This is a genomic window from Pseudomonas sp. (assembly GCF_035277045.1).
Lineage (GTDB): Bacteria > Pseudomonadota > Gammaproteobacteria > Pseudomonadales > Pseudomonadaceae > Aquipseudomonas.
Map to the genome: position 1 here is coordinate 542736 of NZ_DATELE010000276.1, position 22252 is coordinate 564987.

24 protein-coding genes are annotated in these 22252 nt (G+C 64.5%); 15 read left to right on the top strand and 9 right to left on the bottom strand.

Features of this window, described 5'->3' with window-relative positions; translation table 11 throughout:
* The first annotated feature begins 115 nt into the window (after positions 1–115).
* Genes rpoZ through VJS90_RS18500 form a run of 4 tightly spaced genes read left to right on the top strand, consistent with a single transcriptional unit; the run spans position 116 to position 3740 of the window.
* The gene (gene rpoZ / locus VJS90_RS18485) at positions 116–379 is read left to right on the top strand and encodes a DNA-directed RNA polymerase subunit omega (RefSeq protein WP_324123080.1); all 264 of its coding nucleotides are present in this window, start codon (positions 116–118) and stop codon (positions 377–379) included.
* A 60-nt stretch (positions 380–439) separates the two neighbouring features.
* Complete coding sequence (spoT, locus tag VJS90_RS18490) at positions 440–2548, top strand: bifunctional GTP diphosphokinase/guanosine-3',5'-bis pyrophosphate 3'-pyrophosphohydrolase (RefSeq protein ID WP_324123081.1); 2109 nt, start codon at positions 440–442, stop codon at positions 2546–2548.
* A gap of 23 nt (positions 2549–2571) precedes the next feature.
* Positions 2572–2952 (top strand): RidA family protein, encoded by a 381-nt coding sequence (locus VJS90_RS18495; RefSeq protein ID WP_158461007.1) that lies wholly within the window; start codon positions 2572–2574, stop codon positions 2950–2952.
* 53 nt (positions 2953–3005) lie between these two features.
* Positions 3006–3740 carry a hypothetical protein gene (locus tag VJS90_RS18500; RefSeq protein ID WP_324123082.1) on the top strand — a complete coding sequence of 245 codons (735 nt, stop codon included), beginning with the start codon at positions 3006–3008 and terminating at the stop codon, positions 3738–3740.
* Between the two features lie 67 nt (positions 3741–3807).
* On the opposite strand, the gene VJS90_RS18505 is transcribed toward VJS90_RS18500, so the two are convergent.
* The gene (locus VJS90_RS18505; protein ID WP_324123083.1) at positions 3808–4662 is read right to left on the bottom strand and encodes an NAD-dependent epimerase/dehydratase family protein; all 855 of its coding nucleotides are present in this window, start codon (positions 4660–4662) and stop codon (positions 3808–3810) included.
* A 190-nt stretch (positions 4663–4852) separates the two neighbouring features.
* Here VJS90_RS18505 and exbB point away from each other — a divergent pair, with 190 nt between their 5' ends.
* From exbB to VJS90_RS18535, 6 genes are all read left to right on the top strand, one after another.
* Entirely contained in the window at positions 4853–5842 is a 990-nt protein-coding gene (gene exbB, locus VJS90_RS18510) for a tonB-system energizer ExbB (RefSeq protein WP_324123084.1), read from the top strand.
* Positions 5843–5845: 3 nt separating this feature from the next.
* Positions 5846–6274, top strand: a complete 429-nt coding sequence (exbD, locus tag VJS90_RS18515) for a TonB system transport protein ExbD (protein WP_324123085.1) — start codon at positions 5846–5848, stop codon at positions 6272–6274.
* Positions 6271–7005, top strand: a complete 735-nt coding sequence (locus VJS90_RS18520) for an energy transducer TonB (RefSeq protein WP_324123086.1) — start codon at positions 6271–6273, stop codon at positions 7003–7005. Before exbD ends, VJS90_RS18520 begins: the two co-directional genes overlap by 4 nt.
* Positions 7006–7098: 93 nt before the next feature.
* Positions 7099–8019 carry a hydrogen peroxide-inducible genes activator gene (locus tag VJS90_RS18525; protein WP_324123087.1) on the top strand — a complete coding sequence of 307 codons (921 nt, stop codon included), beginning with the start codon at positions 7099–7101 and terminating at the stop codon, positions 8017–8019.
* 9 nt (positions 8020–8028) lie between these two features.
* A complete protein-coding gene (recG, locus tag VJS90_RS18530) occupies positions 8029–10107 on the top strand; it encodes an ATP-dependent DNA helicase RecG (RefSeq protein ID WP_324123088.1) in 2079 nt (692 codons plus the stop codon).
* A 78-nt stretch (positions 10108–10185) separates the two neighbouring features.
* Positions 10186–11586 carry an aminoacyl-tRNA deacylase and HDOD domain-containing protein gene (locus tag VJS90_RS18535; RefSeq protein WP_324123089.1) on the top strand — a complete coding sequence of 467 codons (1401 nt, stop codon included), beginning with the start codon at positions 10186–10188 and terminating at the stop codon, positions 11584–11586.
* Positions 11587–11592: 6 nt separating this feature from the next.
* Here the strand turns inward: VJS90_RS18535 and VJS90_RS18540 are convergent, their stop codons facing one another.
* The 4 genes from VJS90_RS18540 to VJS90_RS18555 all read right to left on the bottom strand — a co-directional run bounded on the left by VJS90_RS18540 (position 11593) and on the right by VJS90_RS18555 (position 13935).
* Positions 11593–11967 (bottom strand): helicase, encoded by a 375-nt coding sequence (locus VJS90_RS18540; protein WP_324123090.1) that lies wholly within the window; start codon positions 11965–11967, stop codon positions 11593–11595.
* 123 nt (positions 11968–12090) lie between these two features.
* Positions 12091–12399, bottom strand: a complete 309-nt coding sequence (locus tag VJS90_RS18545; protein ID WP_324123091.1) for an HU family DNA-binding protein — start codon at positions 12397–12399, stop codon at positions 12091–12093.
* A 189-nt stretch (positions 12400–12588) separates the two neighbouring features.
* Complete coding sequence (locus tag VJS90_RS18550) at positions 12589–13737, bottom strand: NAD(P)/FAD-dependent oxidoreductase (protein ID WP_324123092.1); 1149 nt, start codon at positions 13735–13737, stop codon at positions 12589–12591.
* 30 nt (positions 13738–13767) lie between these two features.
* Positions 13768–13935, bottom strand: coding sequence for a rubredoxin (locus tag VJS90_RS18555; protein ID WP_011536423.1), 168 nt, complete (start codon positions 13933–13935; stop codon positions 13768–13770).
* Between the two features lie 153 nt (positions 13936–14088).
* On the opposite strand from VJS90_RS18555, the gene VJS90_RS18560 reads away from it, so the two are divergent.
* Complete coding sequence (locus VJS90_RS18560; RefSeq protein ID WP_324123093.1) at positions 14089–14649, top strand: chorismate--pyruvate lyase family protein; 561 nt, start codon at positions 14089–14091, stop codon at positions 14647–14649.
* The gene (gene ubiA / locus VJS90_RS18565; protein ID WP_324123094.1) at positions 14649–15539 is read left to right on the top strand and encodes a 4-hydroxybenzoate octaprenyltransferase; all 891 of its coding nucleotides are present in this window, start codon (positions 14649–14651) and stop codon (positions 15537–15539) included. Before VJS90_RS18560 ends, ubiA begins: the two co-directional genes overlap by 1 nt.
* Before the next feature lie 36 nt (positions 15540–15575).
* Here ubiA and VJS90_RS18570 read toward each other — a convergent pair whose 3' ends face one another.
* A complete protein-coding gene (locus VJS90_RS18570; RefSeq protein ID WP_324123095.1) occupies positions 15576–15947 on the bottom strand; it encodes a hypothetical protein in 372 nt (123 codons plus the stop codon).
* A 147-nt stretch (positions 15948–16094) separates the two neighbouring features.
* On the opposite strand from VJS90_RS18570, the gene phoB reads away from it, so the two are divergent.
* From phoB to VJS90_RS18585, 3 genes are all read left to right on the top strand, one after another.
* Positions 16095–16784, top strand: a complete 690-nt coding sequence (gene phoB, locus VJS90_RS18575) for a phosphate regulon transcriptional regulator PhoB (RefSeq protein ID WP_324123096.1) — start codon at positions 16095–16097, stop codon at positions 16782–16784.
* A 48-nt stretch (positions 16785–16832) separates the two neighbouring features.
* Positions 16833–18143 carry a phosphate regulon sensor histidine kinase PhoR gene (gene phoR, locus VJS90_RS18580; protein ID WP_324123097.1) on the top strand — a complete coding sequence of 437 codons (1311 nt, stop codon included), beginning with the start codon at positions 16833–16835 and terminating at the stop codon, positions 18141–18143.
* 112 nt (positions 18144–18255) lie between these two features.
* The gene (locus VJS90_RS18585; RefSeq protein ID WP_324123098.1) at positions 18256–19596 is read left to right on the top strand and encodes a hemolysin family protein; all 1341 of its coding nucleotides are present in this window, start codon (positions 18256–18258) and stop codon (positions 19594–19596) included.
* A 1-nt stretch (position 19597) separates the two neighbouring features.
* Here the strand turns inward: VJS90_RS18585 and VJS90_RS18590 are convergent, their stop codons facing one another.
* The 3 genes from VJS90_RS18590 to phoU all read right to left on the bottom strand — a co-directional run bounded on the left by VJS90_RS18590 (position 19598) and on the right by phoU (position 22216).
* Positions 19598–20242 carry a M23 family metallopeptidase gene (locus VJS90_RS18590; RefSeq protein ID WP_324123099.1) on the bottom strand — a complete coding sequence of 215 codons (645 nt, stop codon included), beginning with the start codon at positions 20240–20242 and terminating at the stop codon, positions 19598–19600.
* Positions 20243–20485: 243 nt separating this feature from the next.
* Entirely contained in the window at positions 20486–21364 is an 879-nt protein-coding gene (locus VJS90_RS18595; protein WP_324123100.1) for a response regulator, read from the bottom strand.
* A gap of 81 nt (positions 21365–21445) precedes the next feature.
* Entirely contained in the window at positions 21446–22216 is a 771-nt protein-coding gene (gene phoU / locus VJS90_RS18600; protein WP_324123101.1) for a phosphate signaling complex protein PhoU, read from the bottom strand.
* Between the last annotated feature and the right edge of the window lie 36 nt (positions 22217–22252).

Sequence of the window (22252 nt, forward strand, 5' to 3'; positions counted from 1 at the left end):
TGGCGACGGCGGAATTGAAATCAGTCCTTCCCTAATGGCTGGTGATTTTTTAAACTATCGAGTCCGCCCGCCCATCCTGGGCACTGCGCATATTGTATTTGCTACGAGGAAGACCATGGCCCGCGTAACCGTTGAAGATTGCCTAGAACACGTGGATAACCGCTTTGAGCTGGTCATGCTGTCTACCAAGCGTGCCCGTCAGCTGGCCACCGGTGGTAAAGAGCCACGCGTGGCATGGGAAAACGACAAGCCTACCGTCGTCGCCCTGCGCGAGATCGCCGAAGGCATCGTGACCCCCGAGTTCATCGCTGCTGAAGACATCGTCACCGAAGATCCGGTATTTGCCGCGTTCGAGGACGAGGCCAACGAGGCCGTCTGAGCCCATGCCTGGTCGACGTTGTGCGGCGCGGGTCCCCGTTCCTCGGCTGGAGGTGATCCTGTGCCGAGCATAGATGTCCTCGCCGATCGTCTGTCGGCCTATCTCGGCGCTGATCAGGTCAACCTGGTGCGCCGGGCCTATTTCTACGCCGAGCAAGCCCACGACGGCCAACGCCGTCGCAGCGGCGAACCCTATGTGACCCACCCGCTCGCGGTGGCCAGCATCCTCGCCGACATGCACATGGACCATCAGAGCCTGATGGCCGCCATGTTGCACGATGTAATCGAAGACACCGGCATCGCCAAGGAAGCGCTCAGCTCCCAGTTTGGCGAAACCGTCGCCGAACTGGTCGACGGGGTCAGCAAGCTGACCCAGATGAACTTCGAGACCAAGGCCGAGGCCCAGGCCGAGAACTTCCAGAAGATGGCCATGGCCATGGCCCGCGACATCCGCGTGATCCTGGTCAAGCTGGCCGACCGCCTGCACAACATGCGTACCCTTGAAGTGCTGTCGGGCGAGAAACGCCGGCGCATCGCCAAGGAAACCCTCGAGATCTACGCCCCCATCGCCAACCGCCTGGGGATGCACAGCGTGCGTGTCGAATTCGAGGACCTGGGCTTCAAGGCCATGCACCCGATGCGCTCCGCGCGCATCTATCAGGCCGTCAAACGGGCCCGCGGCAATCGCAAGGAAATCGTCAACAAGATCGAGCAGTCCCTGGCCCATTGCCTGGCCGTGGACAACATCGAAGGCGAGGTCAGCGGCCGGCAGAAGCACCTCTATGGCATCTACAAGAAGATGCGCGGCAAGCGCCGCGCCTTCAACGAGATCATGGACGTGTATGCGTTTCGCATCATCGTCGACAAGGTCGATACCTGCTATCGCGTGCTAGGCGCCGTGCACAACCTGTACAAGCCGCTGCCGGGGCGTTTCAAGGACTACATCGCGATCCCCAAGGCCAACGGCTACCAGTCGCTGCATACCACGCTGTTCGGCATGCACGGCGTGCCCATCGAAATCCAGATCCGCACCCGCGAGATGGAAGAGATGGCCAACAACGGCATCGCCGCGCACTGGCTGTACAAGTCCAGCGACGACGAGCAGCCCAAGGGCAGCCATGCCCGCGCCCGCCAGTGGGTCAAGGGCGTGCTCGAGATGCAGCAGCGCGCGGGCAATTCGCTCGAATTCATTGAAAGCGTGAAGATCGACCTGTTCCCGGACGAGGTCTACGTGTTCACGCCCAAAGGGCGGATCATGGAGCTGCCCAAGGGCTCCACCGCCGTCGACTTTGCCTACGCGGTGCACACCGACGTCGGCAACAGCTGCATCGCCTGCCGCATCAACCGGCGCCTGGCGCCGTTGTCCGAAGCCCTGCAAAGCGGCTCGACGGTCGAGATCGTCAGCGCACCGGGCGCGCGCCCGAATCCGGCCTGGCTCAACTTCGTGGTCACCGGCAAGGCGCGCACGCATATTCGCCATGCGCTCAAGCAGCAACGGCGTTCGGAGTCGATCAACCTGGGCGAGCGCTTGCTCAACAAGGTGCTCACCGGCTTCGACAGCAACCTGGACAACATCCCGTACGAGCGCATCCAGGCCATTCTGGTCGAATACCGCCTGGAGCTGGTCGAAGACCTGCTCGAGGACATCGGCCTGGGCAACCGCATGGCCTACGTGGTCGCCCGCCGCCTGCTGTCGGCCGAAGGCGAGCAGTTGCCCAGCCCCGAGAGCCCGCTGGCGATCCGCGGCACCGAGGGCCTGGTGCTCAGCTACGCCAAGTGCTGCACGCCGATTCCGGGGGATCCGATCGTCGGCCACCTATCGGCGGGCAAAGGCATGGTGGTGCACCTCGAGAACTGCCGCAACATCAGTGAAATCCGGCATAACCCCGAGAAGTGCTTGCAGCTCTCGTGGGCCAAGGATGTGACCGGCGAATTCAATGTCGAGCTGCGCGTCGAACTCGAACACCAGCGGGGACTGATCGCCCTGCTGGCGAGCAGCGTCAATGCGGCCGACGGCAATATCGAGAAAATCAGCATGGACGAGCGCGATGGCCGCATCAGCGTGGTCCAGCTGGTGGTCAATGTACACGACCGCGTGCACCTGGCCCGCGTGATCAAGAAACTGCGTACGTTGACCGGCGTGATCCGCATCACCCGGATGCGCACGTAGCCCGCCCACCGCAAGGAGTCATCATGACCAAGACCGTCATCACCAGCGACAAGGCACCCGCCGCCATCGGCACCTACTCCCAGGCGATCAAGGCCGGCAACACCGTGTACATGTCTGGCCAGATCCCGCTGGACCCCAAGACCATGGAACTGGTCGAAGGCTTCGAGGCCCAGACCGTGCAGGTCTTCGAAAACCTCAAGGCGGTGGCCGAGGCCGCGGGCGGCTCGTTCAAGGACATCGTCAAGCTGAACATCTTCCTGACCGACCTTGGCCACTTCGCCAAGGTCAACGAAGTCATGGGCCGCTACTTCGAGCAGCCTTACCCGGCGCGCGCCGCCATTGGCGTGGCCGCCCTGCCACGTGGCTCGCAAGTCGAGATGGACGCCATCCTGGTCCTCGAGTAAAGCCCCAGGTGGCGGGTTCGATGCCCGCCACCGACCTCTCCTAAGGCCTCTTCATGCGACAAGCACTGACCCTCTCGCTGGCAGCCCTTGTATTGGGTGGTTGCGCCAGCCATAAACCCGAAGACTACAACGGCACCTGGATCAACCAGGGCGCCATCGACGCAGCCGCCAAAGGCGTAGGCCTGCGCCAGGCCCTGGCCAGCAATGGCCCGAATTTCGAGTGGAACGTCGATACCGCCAACCAGCGCGCCATCTTCAGCAATGGCTTCGAGGTGGTTGAAGGCCGGCTCAGCGCCGTCGATGAACAATGGAACGTGGCGTTCGGCGGTGATCACAGCGAACAGCTCGGACTCGACGGTGATGAGCTGGTACAGGCCGCCGGGCAGGACACGCCCGAGCAACAGTTCGAGAAAGCCCGGGCACCGGCACCTGCGGGCGCTCCGGTCGGCAGCAGCTTCGAGAAAGCCCTCTACGGTGCCTACCTCGGGGGTGACTGGAAGATCGTCGAGGGACCGGGCAAGGGTGGCGTGGTGCGGTTCGCCGACAATGGCGGCGTCGACGGCCTGCCGAACCTGACGCGCTACGCGCTGTGCCTGGCAGGCGACTGCGCCAGCATCAGCGGCCAGTACGACAGCCTCTGGCTGGAGCGTAACCAGCAAGGCAACCCCTGGATCTTCACCCGTGATGGCGACACCCTGGAGATCTTCCAGGCGCTCAACAGCGCGCAGCCCAATGAGATGCCCCAGCTGAAGCCGGGTGCGCGGCAGTGGGTGCTGGAGCGCGATTGAGCTGGGCCGGGGCCCGCCGCAGCAGCTGTGAGGTCCGGCCCACGCCTGCTGCGCCCTGGACCGCTACTTACTTCCCGCCAAGAATCGCCGCGTAACCTTCCTTGAAGGTCGGATACCGCGGCACCCATCCCAATGCCCGCGCCCGCGCGTTGCTGCAGCGCTTGCTGCCGGTACGGCGGACACGCTGCTGATCCGACCACTGGGTAACGCCCATATGGCCGCGCAGCCAGTCCACCACCTCGGCGAGCGGTGCCGGCGCATCATCCACACCGATATAGCAGTCCTGCAACGCCACGCCCTGGGCATCCGCATGCAGCAGGAAAGACAGCAACCCCGCGGCGTCCTCGGCATGGATGCGGTTGCCATACAGCGGCGGCTCCTGCGCCACGCGATAGCCCTGGCGCACCTGGTTCAGCAAGAACTCGCGGCCCGGCCCATAGATGCCCGTCAAGCGGACCCGGGTCGCCGGCACGCCGCTCTGCACCGCCAGCCGCTCCGCCTCCAGCATCAGCCGGCCCGAATATCCCGCAGGCTCGGTCGCCGCGGTTTCATCGACCCACTCACCACCCTGTTGCGCATAGACACTGCTGCTGGATACGAACAGCAGGCGCCGCGGCCGCTGGCCATGTTCGTCCAGCCATCGCAGCACATTGCGCAGCCCATCGACATACGCCACCTGGTATCCCGCCTCATCGTGCTGGCTCGCGGCCACGCAGTAGACGACATAGTCAGGACAACGCTGCGGCCAGTCAGCCGGGCAAGCGGGGTCGGCAAGGTCCGCGGCAACCGGCAGCACACCTTCAGGCAGGTGCTCGACCGAGCGGCGCAAGCCGCTGACTTGCCAGTGACTGGCCAGCAACTGCCTGGCCAAGCGACCGCCAACATCACCACATCCGACGATCAACGCAGAAAGGTCCGACATTCAAATGCTCCCAAACCAAAGGTTCAGCCTAGCCGGACGGGGGGATGAACGGCCAGAAATGGTAAAAAAAAGTAACTTAATTGCTTCTGCTAACAAGAATTAATTGCAATAATGGCCGCCTCAATTTGTTCTCGGCCTGCCTCGAGGCCTGGAAGGACACCCTCTCTTCTTTTCATCAGGTCGGGCCAGCATGACACGCATTCAACCCTCCGCTTCGCCAACCACACCACGCGCCTGGCGCGCCATTGCCGCGCTCATGTTCAGCCTGGTGCTGGCCCCCGCCGCGATGGCCGATGAGCCTGTCGCGCCGGCAGCCAACTCGCCGACCGTGGCAGCCGCGCCTGCCGCGCCGGCCACCGATGCTGCCACCCCTGCTGCTGCCCCTGCTGACGCAGCCGCCCCTGCGGCACCAGTCGAAGGCGCAGCGCCAGCGGCCGACGAAAACGTGCAGGCCCTGGTCGAAGACACCTCCCTGGGCATGGCCCACGACCTGTCCCCATGGGGCATGTACAAGAACGCTGACATCATCGTCAAGATCGTGATGATCGGCCTGGCAATCGCCTCGATCATCACCTGGACCATCTGGATCGCCAAGGGCTTCGAGCTGCTGGGCGCCAAGCGCCGCCTGCGTGGCGAGATCGCGGTCCTGAAGAAGTCCGCGAGCCTCAAGCAGGCCAGCGAAGTCTCCAACAAGGAAGGCACCCTGGCCCACCTGCTGGTCCACGACGCCCTCGAGGAAATGCGTCTCTCGGCCAATGCCCGTGAGAAGGAAGGCATCAAGGAACGCGTGAGCTTCCGCCTGGAACGCCTGGTTGCCGCCAGCGGCCGTAACATGAGCAATGGCACCGGCGTGCTGGCCACCATCGGCTCCACCGCACCGTTTGTCGGCCTGTTCGGCACCGTGTGGGGCATCATGAACAGCTTCATCGGCATCGCCAAGACCCAGACCACCAACCTGGCCGTGGTCGCCCCCGGCATCGCCGAAGCCCTGCTGGCCACTGCCCTGGGCCTGGTCGCCGCGATTCCTGCGGTGGTCATCTACAACGTCTTCGCCCGCTCCATCGCCGGCTACAAGGCGCAGGTATCCGACGCTTCGGCGCAGGTGCTGCTGCTGGTCAGCCGCGACCTGGACCATCAGTCCAGCGAGCGCTCCGCTCCGCACATGGTGAAAGTGGGGTAAGCCATGGGCCTGCATCTTAACGAAGGTGGCGATGACCTCGCCGAAAACCACGAGATCAACGTCACGCCCTTCATCGATGTGATGCTGGTGCTGTTGATCATCTTCATGGTCGCGGCTCCCCTGGCGACGGTCGACATCAAGGTCGACCTCCCCGCCTCCACGGCCAAGCCCGCGCAGCGGCCGGACAAGCCGGTGTTCGTCAGCGTCAAGGCCGACCAGAAGCTGTACGTTGGCGATGACCAGGTTGCGCAAGCCAGCCAGCTCGGCGCGATGCTCGACGCCAGAACCAAGGGCGACAAGGAAACCACCATCTTCTTCCAGGCCGACAAGGGCGTGGATTACGGTGACCTCATGGAAGTGATGAACACCATGCGTGCGGCCGGCTACCTCAAGGTCGGCCTGGTCGGACTCGAGACGGCAGCCAAGAAATGACAAAGTCGCGGCATAATCTGGCGCGTTACAGCGGCAGCCTGGCGATCGTGCTGGGTCTTCATGCCGTCGCTGTGGTGCTCGCGCTCAACTGGTCGGTGCCCCAGGCCGTCGAGCTGCCTCCGGCGGCGATGATGGTCGAACTGGCACCGGTGCCTGAGCCAGCGCCGCCGCCACCCCCCAAGGTCGTCACGCCCCAGCCGCCTGCACCGGTCGAAGAGCCGCCGCTGCCCAAGCTGGTCGAGGCCCCCAAGCCAAAGATCGCGGTCGCCAAGCCGGTCAAGCCCAAGCCCAAACCGCAGCCGCCCAAGCCTGAGAAAAAGCCTGAGCCGCCGCAGGAAAAGCCCCCGGCCGAAGAAGTGGTCGATACGCCGCCAAGCACCGCGCCACCGCAGAAGTCCCAGGCACCGGCGCCTAGCATCGCGTCCAACAGCAAGGCGTTGCCGACCTGGCAGAGCGACCTGCTGCGCCACCTGAGCAAGTACAAGCGTTATCCCGAGGATGCGCGCCGCCGCGGCCTGCAGGGCATCAACCGCCTGCGCTTCGTGGTCGACGCCGAGGGCAAGATCCTGTCCTACTCCCTGGCTGGAGGCTCGGGCAGCGCGGCACTTGACCGGGCTACCCTGGAGATGATTCGCAAGGCCCAGCCGGTACCCAAACCGCCGCAGGAGTTGTTGAACAACGGCAGTATCGAAGTAGTAGCACCCTTCGTCTACTCGCTGGACAGACGCTGATACTTTGCTTCTGTCACGTCACAACAAGTCTGATAACGTGCGTCTATCGATTGCAGCCGCTATGCTGGGGCCGCAACTTCATGGACGCACGTTATGACCCTCACAGAATTACGCTACATCGTCACCCTCGCCCAGGAGCAACACTTCGGCCATGCCGCCGAGCGCTGCCACGTCAGCCAGCCGACCCTGTCGGTCGGGGTGAAGAAGCTTGAGGACGAGCTTGGCGTACTGATCTTCGAACGCAGCAAGAGCGCGGTTCGCCTGACGCCGGTCGGCGAAGGCATCGTTGCCCAGGCGCAGAAGGTGCTTGAGCAGGCCCAGGGTATCCGCGAACTGGCCCAGGCCGGCAAGAACCAGCTGACCGCCCCGCTGAAAGTCGGCGCTATCTATACCGTCGGCCCCTACCTCTTCCCGCACCTGATCCCGCAGCTGCACCGGGTCGCCCCGCAGATGCCGCTGTACATCGAAGAAAACTTCACCCACGTGCTGCGCGAGAAGCTGCGCAACGGCGAACTGGACGCGGTGATCATCGCCCTGCCGTTCAACGAAGCCGATGTCCTGACGCTACCGCTCTACGACGAGCCTTTCTACGTGCTGATGCCGAGCGAGCATCCGTGGACCCGGAAAGACAGCATCGACACGGCCCTGCTCAACGACAAGAGCCTGCTGCTGCTCGGCGAAGGCCACTGCTTCCGCGATCAGGTGCTCGAAGCCTGCCCGACCCTCACCAAGGGCAGCGAAGGCGCGCGGCACACCACGGTCGAGTCCAGCTCCCTGGAGACTATCCGTCACATGGTCGCATCCGGCCTTGGCGTGTCGATCCTGCCGCTGTCCGCCGTGCACAGCCACCACTATGCCCCGGGGGTGATCGAGGTGCGTCCACTGACGTCGCCCGCGCCGTTTCGCACCGTGGCCATTGCCTGGCGCGCCAGCTTCCCGCGGCCGAAGGCGATCGAGATCCTCGCCGACTCGATCCGCCTGTGCTCGGTCGCCAAATCACCGGCAGACCAGTAGGCCGGCCCCATGACCGAGTTGTCGAAGGTCGCCGTCACCGAACTCAAGGGTGTTGGCGAGGCCATGGCCGAAAAGCTTGCCAAGGTAGGCCTGGAGAATCTCCAGGACCTGCTGTTCCATTTGCCACTGCGTTATCAGGACCGCACCCGCGTGGTCCCCATCGGCGCGCTGAGCCCGGGGCAGGACGCGGTGATCGAGGGCGTGGTGAGTGGCGCCGACGTGGTCATGGGCAAGCGCCGCAGCCTCGTCGTGCGGCTGGGCGATGGCACCGGAGTGCTGAGCCTGCGCTTCTACCACTTCAGCACCGCGCAAAAAGACAGTCTCAAGCGCGACACGCATGTGCGCTGTTATGGTGAAGCGCGCCCAGGGGCGTCAGGACTCGAGATCTATCATCCCGAGTACCGTGTTCTCAATGGCGATGAACCGGCGCCGCCGGTCGACCAGACCCTGACGCCGATCTACCCGACCACCGAAGGCCTGACCCAGCAACGCTTGCGCGTGTTGTGCCAGCAAAGCCTGGCCATGCTAGGCCCCCGCAGCCTGCCCGACTGGCTACCGGCCGAAATGGCCAGCGACTACCAGCTGGCCCCGCTGGATGACGCCATCCGCTACCTGCACAACCCGCCTGCCGACGCCGACGTCGACGAACTCGCCGAAGGCCAGCACTGGGCACAGTACCGCCTGGCCTTCGAAGAACTGCTGACCCATCAGCTGTCGCAACAGCGCCTGCGCGAGAGCCTGCGCAGCCTGCGTGCGCCCGTGCTGCCCAAGGCCAGCCGCCTGCCGGGCCAGTACCTGGCCAACCTCGGCTTCAGCCCCACCGGGGCGCAGCAACGGGTCGGCGACGAGATTGCCTACGACCTCAGCCAGCAGGAGCCTATGATGCGGCTGGTGCAGGGCGACGTGGGCGCCGGCAAGACCGTGGTTGCCGCCCTGGCGGCCCTGCAGGCACTGGAGGCGGGCTACCAGGTGGCGCTGATGGCGCCCACCGAGATCCTCGCCGAACAACACTACATCACCTTCAAGCGCTGGCTCGAGCCCTTGGGCCTTGAGGTCGCATGGCTGGCCGGCAAGCTCAAGGGCAAGGCCCGTGTCAGTGCGCTGGAGCAGATCGCCGGTGGCGTGCCCATGGTCGTGGGTACCCACGCGCTGTTCCAGGAAGAGGTGAAATTCAAGCGCCTGGCCCTGGCGATCATCGACGAACAACACCGCTTTGGCGTGCAGCAGCGCCTGGCCCTGCGCCAGAAGGGTGTCGATGGCCGGCTCTGCCCGCACCAGCTGATCATGACGGCGACGCCCATCCCGCGCACCCTGGCCATGAGCGCCTACGCCGACCTGGACACCTCGGTGCTCGACGAGCTGCCGCCTGGGCGCACGCCGGTGAACACCGTGCTGGTCGCCGACAGCCGCCGCTTCGAAGTGGTCGAGCGGGTACGCGCCGCCTGCGCCGAAGGACGCCAGGCCTACTGGGTGTGCACGCTGATCGAGGAATCCGAGGAACTGACCTGCCAGGCGGCCGAGAGCACCTTCGAAGAGCTCGGCAGCGCGCTGGGCGAGCTGCGCGTCGGCTTGATCCATGGGCGCATGAAACCGGCTGAAAAGGCCGCCATCATGGCTGAGTTCAAGGCGGGTCAATTGCAGTTGCTGGTGGCCACCACGGTGATCGAGGTGGGCGTGGACGTGCCCAACTCCAGCCTGATGATCATCGAGAACCCCGAGCGCCTGGGCCTTGCACAGCTGCACCAGTTGCGCGGACGCGTGGGCCGGGGCAGCGCGGTGAGCCATTGCGTGCTGCTCTACCACCCGCCGCTGTCGCAGATCGGCCGTGAACGCCTGGGGATCATGCGTGAAACCAACGATGGTTTCGTCATTGCCGAGAAAGACCTGCAATTGCGCGGTCCGGGTGAAATGCTCGGAACACGCCAGACCGGCCTGCTACAGTTCAAGGTCGCTGACCTGATGCGCGATGCCGACCTGCTCCCCGCTGTGCGCGATGCCGCCCAGGCCCTGCTGGCCCGCTGGCCGGAGCACGTCAGCCCGCTGCTCGACCGCTGGCTGCGCCATGGCCAGCAATACGGCCAGGTGTGATGCCTGCCCTCGAACGGACCCAGCTCCCCGGCGGAGCTGATACCACTTTGCGATTGTTGGAATTTTTGGATACAGACCATGACTGAAGTTGCCTTTGACACCGCAACCCCACACGCTCCGTCTGTCATCCGGTTGCTGCTCGAAAAGCTGGGGATCGCCTACCGCGAGGTGCCCGAGCATGCGCAACTGCCCGCGGCCGCCAAGGTGCAGGCAGTGCTGCTGGACGACACGGTGGGGGCCTTGATGGTGCTCTTCCCGCAGAGCCAGTTGCTGGACCTCAAGCGCCTGGCCGAACTGACCGGTCGCTCGTTGGTGGCGGTGCCGCTGGCACGCTTGAAGCAAATGCTCGACAAACACGGGCTCAAGAGCCTGCCGGCCATTCCGGCGCTCACCAGCTCGCCTTGCCTGTACGAAGAAACCCTGCTCCGGGCCGACAAGCTGCTGATCCAGTCGGGCCAGACCGGCCTGTTGCTCGAGATCGAGCGCGACCCCTTCAAGAAGATGCTGAGCAAGGCCAGCGCGGGTGTCTTTGGCGAGAAGGTCGTGGACATCCGTCCCAACCTGGACCGACCGCACGATGACCGCGCGGAAATCACCCAGGCGGTCCGCGCCTTCACCGCGCGGCGCATCCAGCAGCGCCTGGAACAGACCATCGAGATCCCGCCGCTGGCCGACACCGCGCAGAAGATCATCAAGCTGCGCGTCGATCCCAACGCCAGCATCGACGACATCACCAGCGTGGTCGAAACCGACCCGGCCCTGGCGGCCCAGGTGGTGAGCTGGGCGGCGTCCCCCTACTATGCGTCACCGGGCAAGATCCGCTCGGTGGAGGACGCGATCGTGCGGGTGCTCGGGTTCGACCTGGTGATCAACCTGGCACTGGGCCTGGCACTGGGCAAGACCTTGAGCCTGCCCAAGGATCATCCGCAACAGGCCACGCCCTACTGGCACCAGTCGATCTACACCGCCGCGGTAATCGAGGGCCTCACCCGCGCCATCCCGCGCGCCGAACGTCCCGAGGCAGGCCTGACCTACCTCGCCGGCCTGCTGCACAACTTTGGCTACCTGTTGCTGGCACATGTGTTTCCACCGCATTTTTCGCTGATCTGCCGTCATCTGGAGGTCAACCCGCACCTGAACCACAGCTATGTGGAGCAGCACCTGCTGGGCATCAGCCGCGAACAGATCGGCGCCTGGCTGATGGGCCTTTGGGACATGCCCCAGGAGCTCACCACTGCCCTGCGCTTCCAGCATGATCCGTCCTACGATGGCGAGCACGCCGCCTTCCCCAACCTGGTCTGCCTGGCCGTGAGCCTCCTGCGTTCGCGTGGCGTGGGCTCAGGTCCCGAGATGCCGATTCCCGATGAGCTGCTCGAGCGCCTGAACCTGACCCGCGAAAAGGCAGAGAGTGTCGTCGACAAGGTGCTCGAGGCCGAAACGCTGCTGCGCGAGCTGGCCTCGCAATTCAATTCGCACTGAGGGCGATCAGGCCTTCTTTCTTGGCTTGAGATGCTTCATCAGGCCCTGGAACCAGATCACCAGGGCCGGGTTGCCCTTGATCTGGATATGCTTGTCCTGGATGCCCTGCATGAACGCCAGCTGCTTGTTGCTGGACTGCAGTGTGGCGAAGCCGTAGGCGGGATCCCTGAACGCGATGGCGAAGGCAGGCTGCGGATGCAGGCCGCTCTTGCTGGTGACACGCAGGTTGCGCACGAAAAAGTGCCGGGCAATCTTGCCGTCAAGCGTCTGCATCTGGAAGACCAGATCCTTGTCCTGCAACTGCTGCTGGAATGCCGGGTTGTTGCGGCTGGCCCGGGCCATCAGCAGACCCATGGCCCAGAGGAGAAAGCGAAACTTCATGCACGCGCCTCGACGAAAAAGTGACTGAGGCTGGCAGTCTATCCTGTTGTCGAACGGTTGCTAGCGCCTCATGGCACGACGGGCACGCAAGGTGCCCGTTCGGTATCAGGGTAAGGTCAGGAATTACTTCGCGCTTTTCTTCCTGGCGGCAGGCGTGGCGGCGCCGACGCTGTCCTTGAGGAACTTGCCCGGTTTGAAAGCGACGGTATTGGAGGCACGGATCTGCACGGGTTCACCGGTTTGCGGGTTCTTGCCAGTGCGCGCCCCGCGGTGGCGCCCGACGAAGGTGCCGAAACCGACCAGGGTGACGCTGTCCTTGTTGCCGAGCGCGCCGGTGATTTCATCAAGGATGGCATTGAGTACGGCGTTGGCCTTTTCCTTGGTGAGATCGGCCTTTTCAGCGATGGCTGCGGCGAGTTCTGGTTTACGCATGAGTGAAGCCTCTTGGACGGGATTTTTTGTTGTTATTGCCGTGCTGCCCAGCAGGACAGCGCTCAGGCACCGCAGGCTCTAAACTGCGGCAGACCGGAGTGAGAATGGCATGCCGCCAAGGGCCGCGCCAGTCTCTGGCCGGCCAATGTCGCGCCCAGAACAGAGTAAATCCGACAGAACGCCCGCCAATCAGGTCATCAGTGGCGGCAGCTGGCGATTCAACGCCAGCTTTTCCAGGACCGCAGTGCCGGTCAGCGCATAGCCGAGCAACCTGCCCTCGGCGTCATGGCACAGGACCTTGAGGTCCGCGCCCTCGCCCTCGACCTGCCAGGTACCGTCGTGCCCCTGGGCGGGCGGCGACACCACCAGCGGGCATGCCGGGGTTTTCACGGTGACCGGCATCGGCCCATAGGCCACGGTGCCCGGATTGCCGGCGAGGCTTTGCGCGAGGGCCCGCGCGCAGCCCATCAGTGGCATCACGTACAGCAGGTTCAGGCCATCGACCTCGGCGCAATCGCCCAAGGCGAAGATATTGGCGTGCGAGGTGCGCAGCTGGCGGTCGACGACGATGCCGCGATTGACCTGCAAGCCCGCGGCCGCCGCCAGCTCGGTACGTGGGCGCAGGCCGATGGCCGAAACCACCAGGTCGCAATCGACCACGCTGCCATCGGACAGGTGCGCCTCCAGGCCCTTGGCCACGCGCTGCAGACGGGTCAGCACCGGGCCCAGGTACAGGCGCACGCCCAGGCTTTCCAGGGCTCGCTGCACGGCGGCCGCGGCCGCGGGGTGCAGCAAGGTCGGCATGACCTGCTCGCACGGCGCCACCATCCGGACCTGGTAGCCGCCCAGGCTCAGGTCGTTGGCGAACTCGCAGCCAATCAGGCCAGCGCCCAGAATCAGCACCCGCTGCTTGCCGGCCGCTGCCGCCCGGAAGCGTGCGTAGTCTTCCAGATCGTTGATCGGGAACACCGCATCGGCGGCATCGCCCTCGAGGGGCACCTGCACGGTCTGCGCGCCCAGCGCCAGGACCAGGTCGCGATACGGCACGGCTTCTTCGCCAATCCACAGGCGCTTGTGGCCAGGATCGATGCCGCTGATGCGGGTATGGGTGCGGATCTCGGCCTTGAGCTGCTCGGCCATCGCGCCAGGCTCGGCCATGCACAGGCTGTCGGCATCCTTGTGTTTGGCGAAGCCGGTGGAGAGCATGGGCTTGGAGTAGGAGCGACCGTCGTCGGAGGTGATCAGCAGCAGCGGCGTTTCGCCATCGAGCTTGCGAAACTCGCGGGCCAGGTTGTAGCCCGCAAGGCCGGTACCGATGATTACCACGGGGGACGTCATGTCGTGCTTCCTCTGTACGGTTGGAGGCGATCAGCCGATGGCGATCATTTCGAAATCACTCTTGCCGACGCCGCAATCCGGGCACAGCCAGTCCTCGGGTACGTCTTCCCAGCGGGTGCCAGGCGCGATGCCGTCGTCCGGCCACCCTTCGGCCTCGTCATAGATCAGGCCACAGACAATGCACTGCCACTTCTTCATCACAGGTTCCTCGAACGACTCAGGCTTTGGGCGTGACCGCTCTACCGGGGGGCCATCACCAAGGGCTTTGTACTGGCCCTGCCAGCAGTATGCAAGCACTCGGGGCAACATGCTAAGCTCGCCGCCTCTCTGGCCTGTAACAGCATACCTAACGTGCCGTACGAAACCCCGCAAGCAGCCGCTGACGCGTGGCTGGCGTATCCACAGCTGGCTACCGACATCGACCAGCCGACCCGCGACTGGCTTTTCGACGAGGGCTCCCTGACCCGTCGCCTGACGCGCCTGTCCAACGATGACTTCTCGGTCACCCCGCTTTATGAGGGCTGGCAGCCGCTGCGCGATGACGAATGCCTGGCGCTCGGTCTGCCACCGGGCGAGCAAGGCTGGGTGCGCGAGGTGTATCTGCGCGGCCACGGCCAACCCTGGGTCTTCGCCCGCAGCGTGGCGGCCCGTGCTGCCCTGCTGCGTGGCGGCCTGGACCTCGAAGCGCTGGGCAGCCGCTCGCTGGGTGAACTGCTGTTCTGCGACCACGCCTTTACCCGCCACCCCATCGAGGTGTGCCGTTATCCACAGCCTTGGCTGCCCGCCGACGCGTCGCATGACGGGTTGTGGGGCCGGCGTTCGCGATTCGAGCGCGAAGGCCTGAGCCTGCTGGTGGCGGAGGTGTTCCTGCCCGCCCTCTGGCAGGCGGCGTGTGTTCCGGAGAGCCGCTGATGTACGTGCAACTGCTCAAGTCGCTCAACCGCCTGCATCCCCGGGCGTGGGACTTCATCCAGCTGAGCCGCATGGACCGGCCGATTGGTATCTACCTGTTGCTGTGGCCGACACTGTCGGCGGTGTGGATTGCCGCCTCCGGCGCGCCGACCCTGGCCAATGTGCTGATTTTCGGGCTTGGTGTGGTGTTGATGCGCGCCGCCGGCTGCGCCATCAACGATTTCGCCGACCGCAAGGTCGACGGGCACGTCAAGCGCACCGCCGACCGGCCCCTGGCCAGCGGCCGGGTCAAGCCCCGCGAGGCCCTGGCGCTGTTCGCGCTGCTGGTCGGGGTGAGTTTCCTGCTGGTGTTATGCACCAACAGCCGCACCGTGCTGCTTTCGTTCGGCGCCGTGGCGCTGGCCGCGTGCTACCCCTTCATGAAGCGCTATACCTACTACCCGCAGGTGGTGCTGGGCGCCGCGTATTCGTGGGGCATCCCCATGGCCTTCACCGCGGCGGGCAGTGAGCTTGCGCCCAGCGCCTGGCTGCTGTACCTCGCCAACCTGCTGTGGACGGTGGGGTACGACACGTACTACGCGATGGTCGACCGCGATGACGACCTGAAGATCGGTGTGAAATCCACGGCGATCCTGTTTGGCAAGGCTGACCGCAAGATCATACTTGGCTTGCAGATGCTGTCGCTCGCGTGCCTGCTGCTGGCGGGCAGCCAGTTCGAGCTGGGGGGCTGGTTCCACCTGGGGTTGCTGGCGGCGGCCGCGTGCTTTGCCTGGGAATTCTGGTCGACACGCCGGCTGGACCGGGACTCGTGCTTCAAGGCATTCCTGCACAATCACTGGGCGGGATTGCTGATTTTCGCGGGCGTGGTGCTCGACTACGCACTGCGGTGAATGCTGGGGCCGCGGAGCGGCCCCCACGGCCTCACCTCAAGGCTTGGCTACGTGCCATACGTCCTTCATGCCGTCCCCGGTCATGTCGCCTGCCTTCTTGTCCTTGATGAAGGTGTACAACGGCTTGCCGCCGTAAGCCCATTGCATCGCCCCATCATCGCGCTTCACCTGGGTCCACTTGCCCTTGGCGGCCTCGTCTCCGGGCTTGACCAGCAACGGCGGCCAGTTCTTGGCGCATTCGGCGTTGCACACCGACTTGTTCTGCATGTCCTTGTCGAAGGTATACAGGGTCATGCCCGCGTGATCGATCCACATGCCGTTCTTCTCTTCGGCGTGGTGGGCAGAGGCCACCCCCGGTAGTGCCAGCACAGCGAAAAGAGCCATCCAGTTCAACGTTTTTCGAGTCATTGGATTCACCGTTTTCTCGGGAGGTGGGATTTGAAGCCTAGCCTAGTCACCGATTGTTGCTACAACGGCCCCGTACCTGTCACACGACTGCAATAATTCCGTTATCTAATGCGGGCCAAGTCCCAGTTTCCAGGAGAGGTATCGAGCATGGTAGGCAGGAACATTCTGATCGTCGACGACGAAGCGCCCATTCGCGAAATGATCGCCGTCGCGTTGGAAATGGCCGGCTATGACTGCCTGGAAGCCGAGAACTCGCAACAGGCCCACGCCATCATCGTCGACCGCAAGCCCGACCTGATCCTGCTCGACTGGATGCTGCCAGGCACCTCGGGCATCGAGCTGGCCCGCCGCCTGAAACGCGACGAACTGACCGGCGATATCCCGATCATCATGCTCACCGCCAAGGGTGAGGAAGACAACAAGATCCAGGGCCTTGAGGTCGGCGCCGACGACTACATCACCAAGCCCTTCTCGCCCCGCGAGCTGGTGGCCCGGCTCAAGGCCGTGCTGCGCCGCGCGGGCCCCAGTGACACCGAAGCGCCGATCGAGGTGGGTGGCCTGCTGCTAGACCCGATCAGCCACCGCGTGACCATCGACGGCAAGCCGGCCGAGATGGGGCCTACCGAATACCGCCTGCTGCAGTTCTTCATGACCCATCAGGAACGCGCCTACACCCGCGGACAGCTGCTTGACCAGGTCTGGGGTGGCAACGTGTATGTCGAGGAACGCACCGTCGACGTGCATATCCGGCGTCTGCGCAAAGCGTTGGGTGAAGCGTACGAGAATCTGGTACAAACCGTCCGGGGCACCGGTTACCGGTTCTCCACCAAAAGCTGACCGCAGCCACGAGCGAGACGCTGCACGCCGCTGTACAAGGACCGTAAATTGAACCAGAACTGGCATGCGACCCTGATTCGTCACCTGTTACTGCTGATCGCTGCCTGCCTGCTCTGCGGCTTGATCACTGGCCATTACGGCTGGGCCCTGGCCGCGGGACTGGCGCTCTACCTGGGTTGGACCCTCAAGCAGCTGCTGCGCCTGCATGACTGGCTGCGCCACCACAAGCCCGACCAGCCCCCGCCCGACGGCTATGGCCTGTGGGGCGAAGTATTCGACAGCATCTACCACCTGCAGCGACGCGACCAACGCGTGCGCGGGCGCCTGCAGGCAGTGATCGACCGCGTTCAGGAGTCCACCGCCGCCCTGCGCGATGCCGTGATCATGCTCGACAGCGACGGCAACCTTGAGTGGTGGAACCGCGCCGCGGAAACCCTGCTGGGCCTCAAGACCCCCCAGGATGGCGGCCAGCCTGTGACCAACCTGGTACGCCACCCGCGCTTCAAGGAATATTTCGAGCAGGAAAACTACGTCGAGCCGCTGGAAATCCCCTCGCCAATCAACGACCGCCTGCGGGTGCAGCTGCATATCACCCGCTACGGTAACAACGAGCACCTGATGCTGGTGCGCGATGTCACCCGTATCCACCAGCTCGAGCAGATGCGCAAGGACTTCGTCGCCAACGTGTCCCACGAGCTGCGTACGCCGCTGACGGTGATCACCGGCTACCTGGAGACCTTGCTCGACAACGTCGAAGCGGTCAATCCGCGCTGGGTCCGCGCCCTTCAGCAGATGCACCAGCAGGGCGACCGCATGCAGACCCTGCTCAACGACCTGTTGCTGCTGGCCAAGCTCGAGGCCACCGACTATCCCTCGGACAACCAGCCCGTGGCCATCGACGCCTTGCTGCAGTCGGTCACCAGCGACGCCCAGGCCCTGTCCGGGCCACGCGACCAGCGCATCAGTCTGGACATGGAGCCAGGGGTACGTCTGAAAGGCAGCGAGGCAGAGCTGCGCAGCGCTTTCTCGAACCTGGTCTTCAACGCCGTGAAGTACACCCAAAACGGCGGGCAGATCCGTATCCGCTGGTGGACCGATGGCCAGGGCGCGCACCTGAGCGTGCAGGATACGGGCATGGGCATCGACGCCAAGCACCTGTCGCGCCTGACCGAGCGCTTCTACCGGGTCGATTCGAGCCGCGCCTCCAACACCGGCGGCACGGGCCTGGGCCTGGCGATCGTCAAGCATGTATTGCTGCGCCATCGCGCGCGCCTGGAAATCAGCAGCGTGCCCGGCCACGGCAGCACCTTCACCTGCCACTTCCCCCCGGTGCAGATCGCAAGCCGCCAGACCACCTGATCCACAGCCCTTTGCAATTGCGGCGCCAGCCGCTACATTGACGCTCTTGTGCCAGCGGATGCTGGCACCGCTTTTTTCCTTTTCCTGAAGACGGACCCCGTAAAACTCCATCATGGACCCTTCCCCTGGTATCAGCTTCTCCTCGCTTTTTGCCGATTTCGGCATGATTCTCTTTGCACTCTTCCTCGTGCTGCTCAACGGCTTCTTCGTTGCGGCCGAGTTCGCCATGGTCAAGCTGCGCTCGACCCGTGTCGACTCGATCGCCGAGCTGCACGGCTGGCGCGGCAGTATCCTGCGCAAGGTCCACAACCAGCTCGATGCCTATCTCTCGGCCTGCCAGCTGGGTATCACCCTCGCCTCCCTGGGCCTGGGCTGGGTGGGCGAGCCGGCCTTCGCCCACCTGCTCGAGCCGCTGCTCGCGGCGCTGGGCGTGAACACCCCCGAGGTGATCAAGGCGGTGTCGTTCTTTACCGCGTTCTTCGTGATCTCCTACCTGCACATCGTGGTGGGTGAGCTGGCGCCCAAGTCGTGGGCGATCCGCAAGCCCGAGCTGCTGTCGCTGTGGACGGCCGTGCCGCTGTACCTGTTCTACTGGGCGATGTACCCGGCCATCTACCTGCTCAACGCCAGTGCCAACGCTATCCTGCGCATTGCCGGGCAAGGCGAGCCAGGGCCGCATCACGAGCACCACTACAGCCGCGAGGAGCTCAAGCTGATCCTGCATTCGAGCCGTGGCCAGGACCCCAGCGACCAAGGCATGCGCGTGCTTGCCTCGGCCGTCGAGATGGGCGAGCTCGAGGTGGTCGACTGGGCCAACTCTCGCGAGGACATGATCAGCCTCGACGCCCATGCCCCGCTCAAGGAAATCCTCGCGATGTTCCGCCGGCACAAATTCAGCCGTTACCCGGTGTTCGACAACGTACGCGGCGAGTACACCGGTCTTCTGCACATCAAGGACCTGCTGCTGGAGCTGGCCGAACCCGACCATGTTCCCCAGAGCCTGGACCTGGCCGAGCTGATCCGCCCGCTCGAGCGTGTGTCCCGGCATATGCCGCTGTCGCAGTTGCTGGAGCAGTTCCGCAAGGGCGGCGCGCACTTCGTGCTGGTCGAGGAAGCCGACGGCAAGGTGATCGGCTACCTGACCATGGAGGACGTGCTCGAAGTGCTGGTGGGCGACATCCAGGACGAGCACCGCAAGGCCGAGCGCGGCATCCTGGCCTACCAGCCGGGCAAGCTCCTGGTGCGCGGCGATACCCCGCTGTTCAAGGTGGAGCGCCTGCTTGGCGTGGACCTGGACCATATCGAGGCCGAAACCCTCGCGGGGCTGGTCTACGAGACGCTCAAGCGCGTGCCTGAGGAAGAGGAAGTGCTGGAGGTCGAGGGCCTGCGCATCATCATCAAGAAGATGAAAGGGCCGAAGATCGTGCTGGCCAAGGTACTCAAGCTCGATTGACCTAAGGATTGCCGGCGGTGAAGTCCGGCAACGCGTCCAGGGGCCGCTCGAACTGGAACGGAATCGATTCCATCGCCAGCCCGACAGCGCGCTGCACCACGAAATGCAGGTGCGGCCCGCTGCTGCGGCCCGTATTGCCCGACCTGCCCAGCAACGCTCCTTGCGTCACCCGTTGGCCATCGTCCACCACTACCGAACGGTGCATCAGGTGCAGGTACACGGCCATGGTGCCGTCGGGGTGCAGGATTCTCACGAAATTGCCCGAAGGGTGCGTACCGCGCCCGACCTGGCGATTCTCGGTCTTGATCACCACGCCACCACGCGCCGCGATGATCGGCGTGCCTTCAGGCATGGCGATATCCATCGCATAGCGGCCTTCGCGAGTGAAATGGCTGTAGCCGCCCAGGGGGCCCTGGGACAGGCGGAACGGCCCGCCACGCCAAGGGTAGCGATAACGGAAGGCCTGTGGCTGCCGGGTTGATCCGGTCGCGGTGGCGGTGCGTGGAGAGAGCGCCTTGGCCCTTGAAGGAGGCTGATCGGAGTACGTCACCACGCCCCGCGCGTCGGTGGTCTTGTAAATGGTCACGGCGAGGCTTGGCGCCGAGGCCATGAGCAAGGCACAGAACAGCAGCGGATGGGCTGGCATGGTCTTGGCTGCCTGTTGGAGCCGGTTCGTCGAAGACTAGCAGGCAAGCCCAAGCAGGAAAGGCAGCTGGTCGGATCTTCAGAAGAGTGATGTGGCCCGGCGAGGGCTTCGCCCTCGATCGCGGGACAAGCCCGCTCCCACAAGGTGCCTGGCCTGGCAGCGCCGGGCCCTGTGGGAGCGGGCTTGTCCCGCGATCGGCCGCGAAGCGGCCGTGCCAGGCACAAGATTCAATCAGAGGTACGTCTACGCCCCAGGCACGAAGTGCTTCTGCGCGGTACCGCGGGCGATCAGGCGCGAGAGGTAGTCGAGCTTCTGCGCATCCTGGTCGACGAACTTGAAGGTCAGTTGCAACCAGTCGCTGTCAGGCTTGGGCTCGAGCGCGGCGACCGCATGCAGGTAGCCGTTGAGCCGGGCGATTTCCGCCTGCTCGCCCTGCTCGAGGTCCAGCACGGCGCCTTCCAGCACCTGTGGCAGCACTTCACCACGACGCACCACCAGCAGCGCCTCCTTGAGGCTCAGGGCCTTGATCACGCACGCCTGGGTGCCGCTGGACAGGCGCAGCTGCCCCTGGCCCCTGCCGGTTGGCGCAGCCGCTGGCGGCTTGGCCGCAGGGCGTGGGGCCGCAGCGGCCGGGCTCGCCTTGACCGACTCGGCGCGGCCACCGGTAAGCGCATTGAGCGAGTCGTTGGCGAACGCCGAGTTGACCCGTGCCGGGCCGTGGGCCATCAGGCTGTCGAGCTTGCCCGCGCGCGCCAGGGCTTTCTTGACCTTGGTCAGCAGCTGCTCATTGGTGAACGGCTTGCCGACAAAGTCCGAAACGCCGGCCTGGATGGCCTGGACCACGTTCTCCTTGTCGCCGCGGCTGGTCACCATGATGAACTGCAGCGCTTTCGTCGAGGGCTGTTCGCGGCACCAGGTCAACAGCTCAAGGCCGGACATCTCTGGCATTTCCCAGTCGCACAGGACCAGGTCGAAGCTTTCGCGCGCCAGCAGGGCCTGGGCCTTGCGGCCATTGACCGCGTCCTCGATCGCCATGCCCGGAAAGGCATTGCGCAGGCACTTCTTCACCAGGTCGCGAATGAAAGGCGCATCATCCACAACCAGCACATTGACTTTACTCATCGCCACTCCTCTTGAATCCCGGCTTCAATGCAAACGAAAACGCCCGGCCAGGGGCCGGGCGTCGAAGCTCGGGGGGCAGCTCTATTTATCGTCCGGAGACGCCGGAACATTAGCGATTTCGGCACCTGTTTCGCGATTGCCTTCGACCTCGGCCTTCATCCGCTTCAAACCCATGTGACGCACATCGGTACCGCGCACCAGGTAGATCACCAGTTCCGAGATATTGCGCGCGTGGTCGCCGATCCGTTCGAGCGAGCGCAGCGCCCAGATCACGCTGAGGACCCGCGAGATCGAGCGCGGATCTTCCATCATGTAGGTCACCAGCTCGCGCAGGGCGGTCTTGTACTCGCGGTCGATGGTCTTGTCGTACTGGGCCACCGACAGGGCCAGGTCGGCGTCGAAGCGGGCAAAGGCGTCCAGCGCATCACGGACCATGTTACGGACCTGATCGCCGATATGCCGTACCTCGACGTAACCACGCGGCGACTCGCCTTCCTCGCAAAGCTGGATGGCGCGGCGGGCGATCTTGGTCGACTCGTCGCCGATGCGCTCCAGGTCGATGACCGACTTGGAAATGCTGATGATCAGGCGCAGGTCGGAGGCCGCAGGCTGGCGGCGGGCGAGGATGCGCAGGCATTCCTCGTCGATGTTGCGCTCCATCTGGTTGATCTGCTCATCGACATCACGCACCTGCTGGGCCAGGCCCGAGTCGGCCTCGATCAGCGCGGTGACCGCGTCGTTGACCTGCTTCTCGACCAGCCCACCCATCGCAAGGAGGTGACTGCGCACCTCTTCGAGCTCGGCGTTGAACTGCTGGGAGATGTGGTGGGTAAGGCTGTCTTTGTTGATCATGCGTTCGCTCCGCGAAGAAGCTTCAAGCTTCAAGTT

Bases quoted from the DNA above. Each gene is read 5' to 3' on its own strand.
- rpoZ (WP_324123080.1), top strand. From the start codon at position 116: ATGGCCCGCGTAACCGTTGAAGATTGCCTAGAACACGTGGATAACCGC.
- VJS90_RS18495 (WP_158461007.1), top strand. From the start codon at position 2,572: ATGACCAAGACCGTCATCACCAGCGACAAGGCACCCGCCGCCATCGGC.
- VJS90_RS18500 (WP_324123082.1), top strand. From the start codon at position 3,006: ATGCGACAAGCACTGACCCTCTCGCTGGCAGCCCTTGTATTGGGTGGT.
- VJS90_RS18505 (WP_324123083.1), bottom strand. From the start codon at position 4,662: ATGTCGGACCTTTCTGCGTTGATCGTCGGATGTGGTGATGTTGGCGGT.
- exbB (WP_324123084.1), top strand. From the start codon at position 4,853: ATGACACGCATTCAACCCTCCGCTTCGCCAACCACACCACGCGCCTGG.
- exbD (WP_324123085.1), top strand. From the start codon at position 5,846: ATGGGCCTGCATCTTAACGAAGGTGGCGATGACCTCGCCGAAAACCAC.
- VJS90_RS18520 (WP_324123086.1), top strand. From the start codon at position 6,271: ATGACAAAGTCGCGGCATAATCTGGCGCGTTACAGCGGCAGCCTGGCG.
- VJS90_RS18525 (WP_324123087.1), top strand. From the start codon at position 7,099: ATGACCCTCACAGAATTACGCTACATCGTCACCCTCGCCCAGGAGCAA.
- recG (WP_324123088.1), top strand. From the start codon at position 8,029: ATGACCGAGTTGTCGAAGGTCGCCGTCACCGAACTCAAGGGTGTTGGC.
- VJS90_RS18535 (WP_324123089.1), top strand. From the start codon at position 10,186: ATGACTGAAGTTGCCTTTGACACCGCAACCCCACACGCTCCGTCTGTC.
- VJS90_RS18540 (WP_324123090.1), bottom strand. From the start codon at position 11,967: ATGAAGTTTCGCTTTCTCCTCTGGGCCATGGGTCTGCTGATGGCCCGG.
- VJS90_RS18545 (WP_324123091.1), bottom strand. From the start codon at position 12,399: ATGCGTAAACCAGAACTCGCCGCAGCCATCGCTGAAAAGGCCGATCTC.
- VJS90_RS18550 (WP_324123092.1), bottom strand. From the start codon at position 13,737: ATGACGTCCCCCGTGGTAATCATCGGTACCGGCCTTGCGGGCTACAAC.
- VJS90_RS18555 (WP_011536423.1), bottom strand. From the start codon at position 13,935: ATGAAGAAGTGGCAGTGCATTGTCTGTGGCCTGATCTATGACGAGGCC.
- ubiA (WP_324123094.1), top strand. From the start codon at position 14,649: ATGTACGTGCAACTGCTCAAGTCGCTCAACCGCCTGCATCCCCGGGCG.
- VJS90_RS18570 (WP_324123095.1), bottom strand. From the start codon at position 15,947: ATGACTCGAAAAACGTTGAACTGGATGGCTCTTTTCGCTGTGCTGGCA.
- phoB (WP_324123096.1), top strand. From the start codon at position 16,095: ATGGTAGGCAGGAACATTCTGATCGTCGACGACGAAGCGCCCATTCGC.
- VJS90_RS18585 (WP_324123098.1), top strand. From the start codon at position 18,256: ATGGACCCTTCCCCTGGTATCAGCTTCTCCTCGCTTTTTGCCGATTTC.
- VJS90_RS18590 (WP_324123099.1), bottom strand. From the start codon at position 20,242: ATGCCAGCCCATCCGCTGCTGTTCTGTGCCTTGCTCATGGCCTCGGCG.
- VJS90_RS18595 (WP_324123100.1), bottom strand. From the start codon at position 21,364: ATGAGTAAAGTCAATGTGCTGGTTGTGGATGATGCGCCTTTCATTCGC.
- phoU (WP_324123101.1), bottom strand. From the start codon at position 22,216: ATGATCAACAAAGACAGCCTTACCCACCACATCTCCCAGCAGTTCAAC.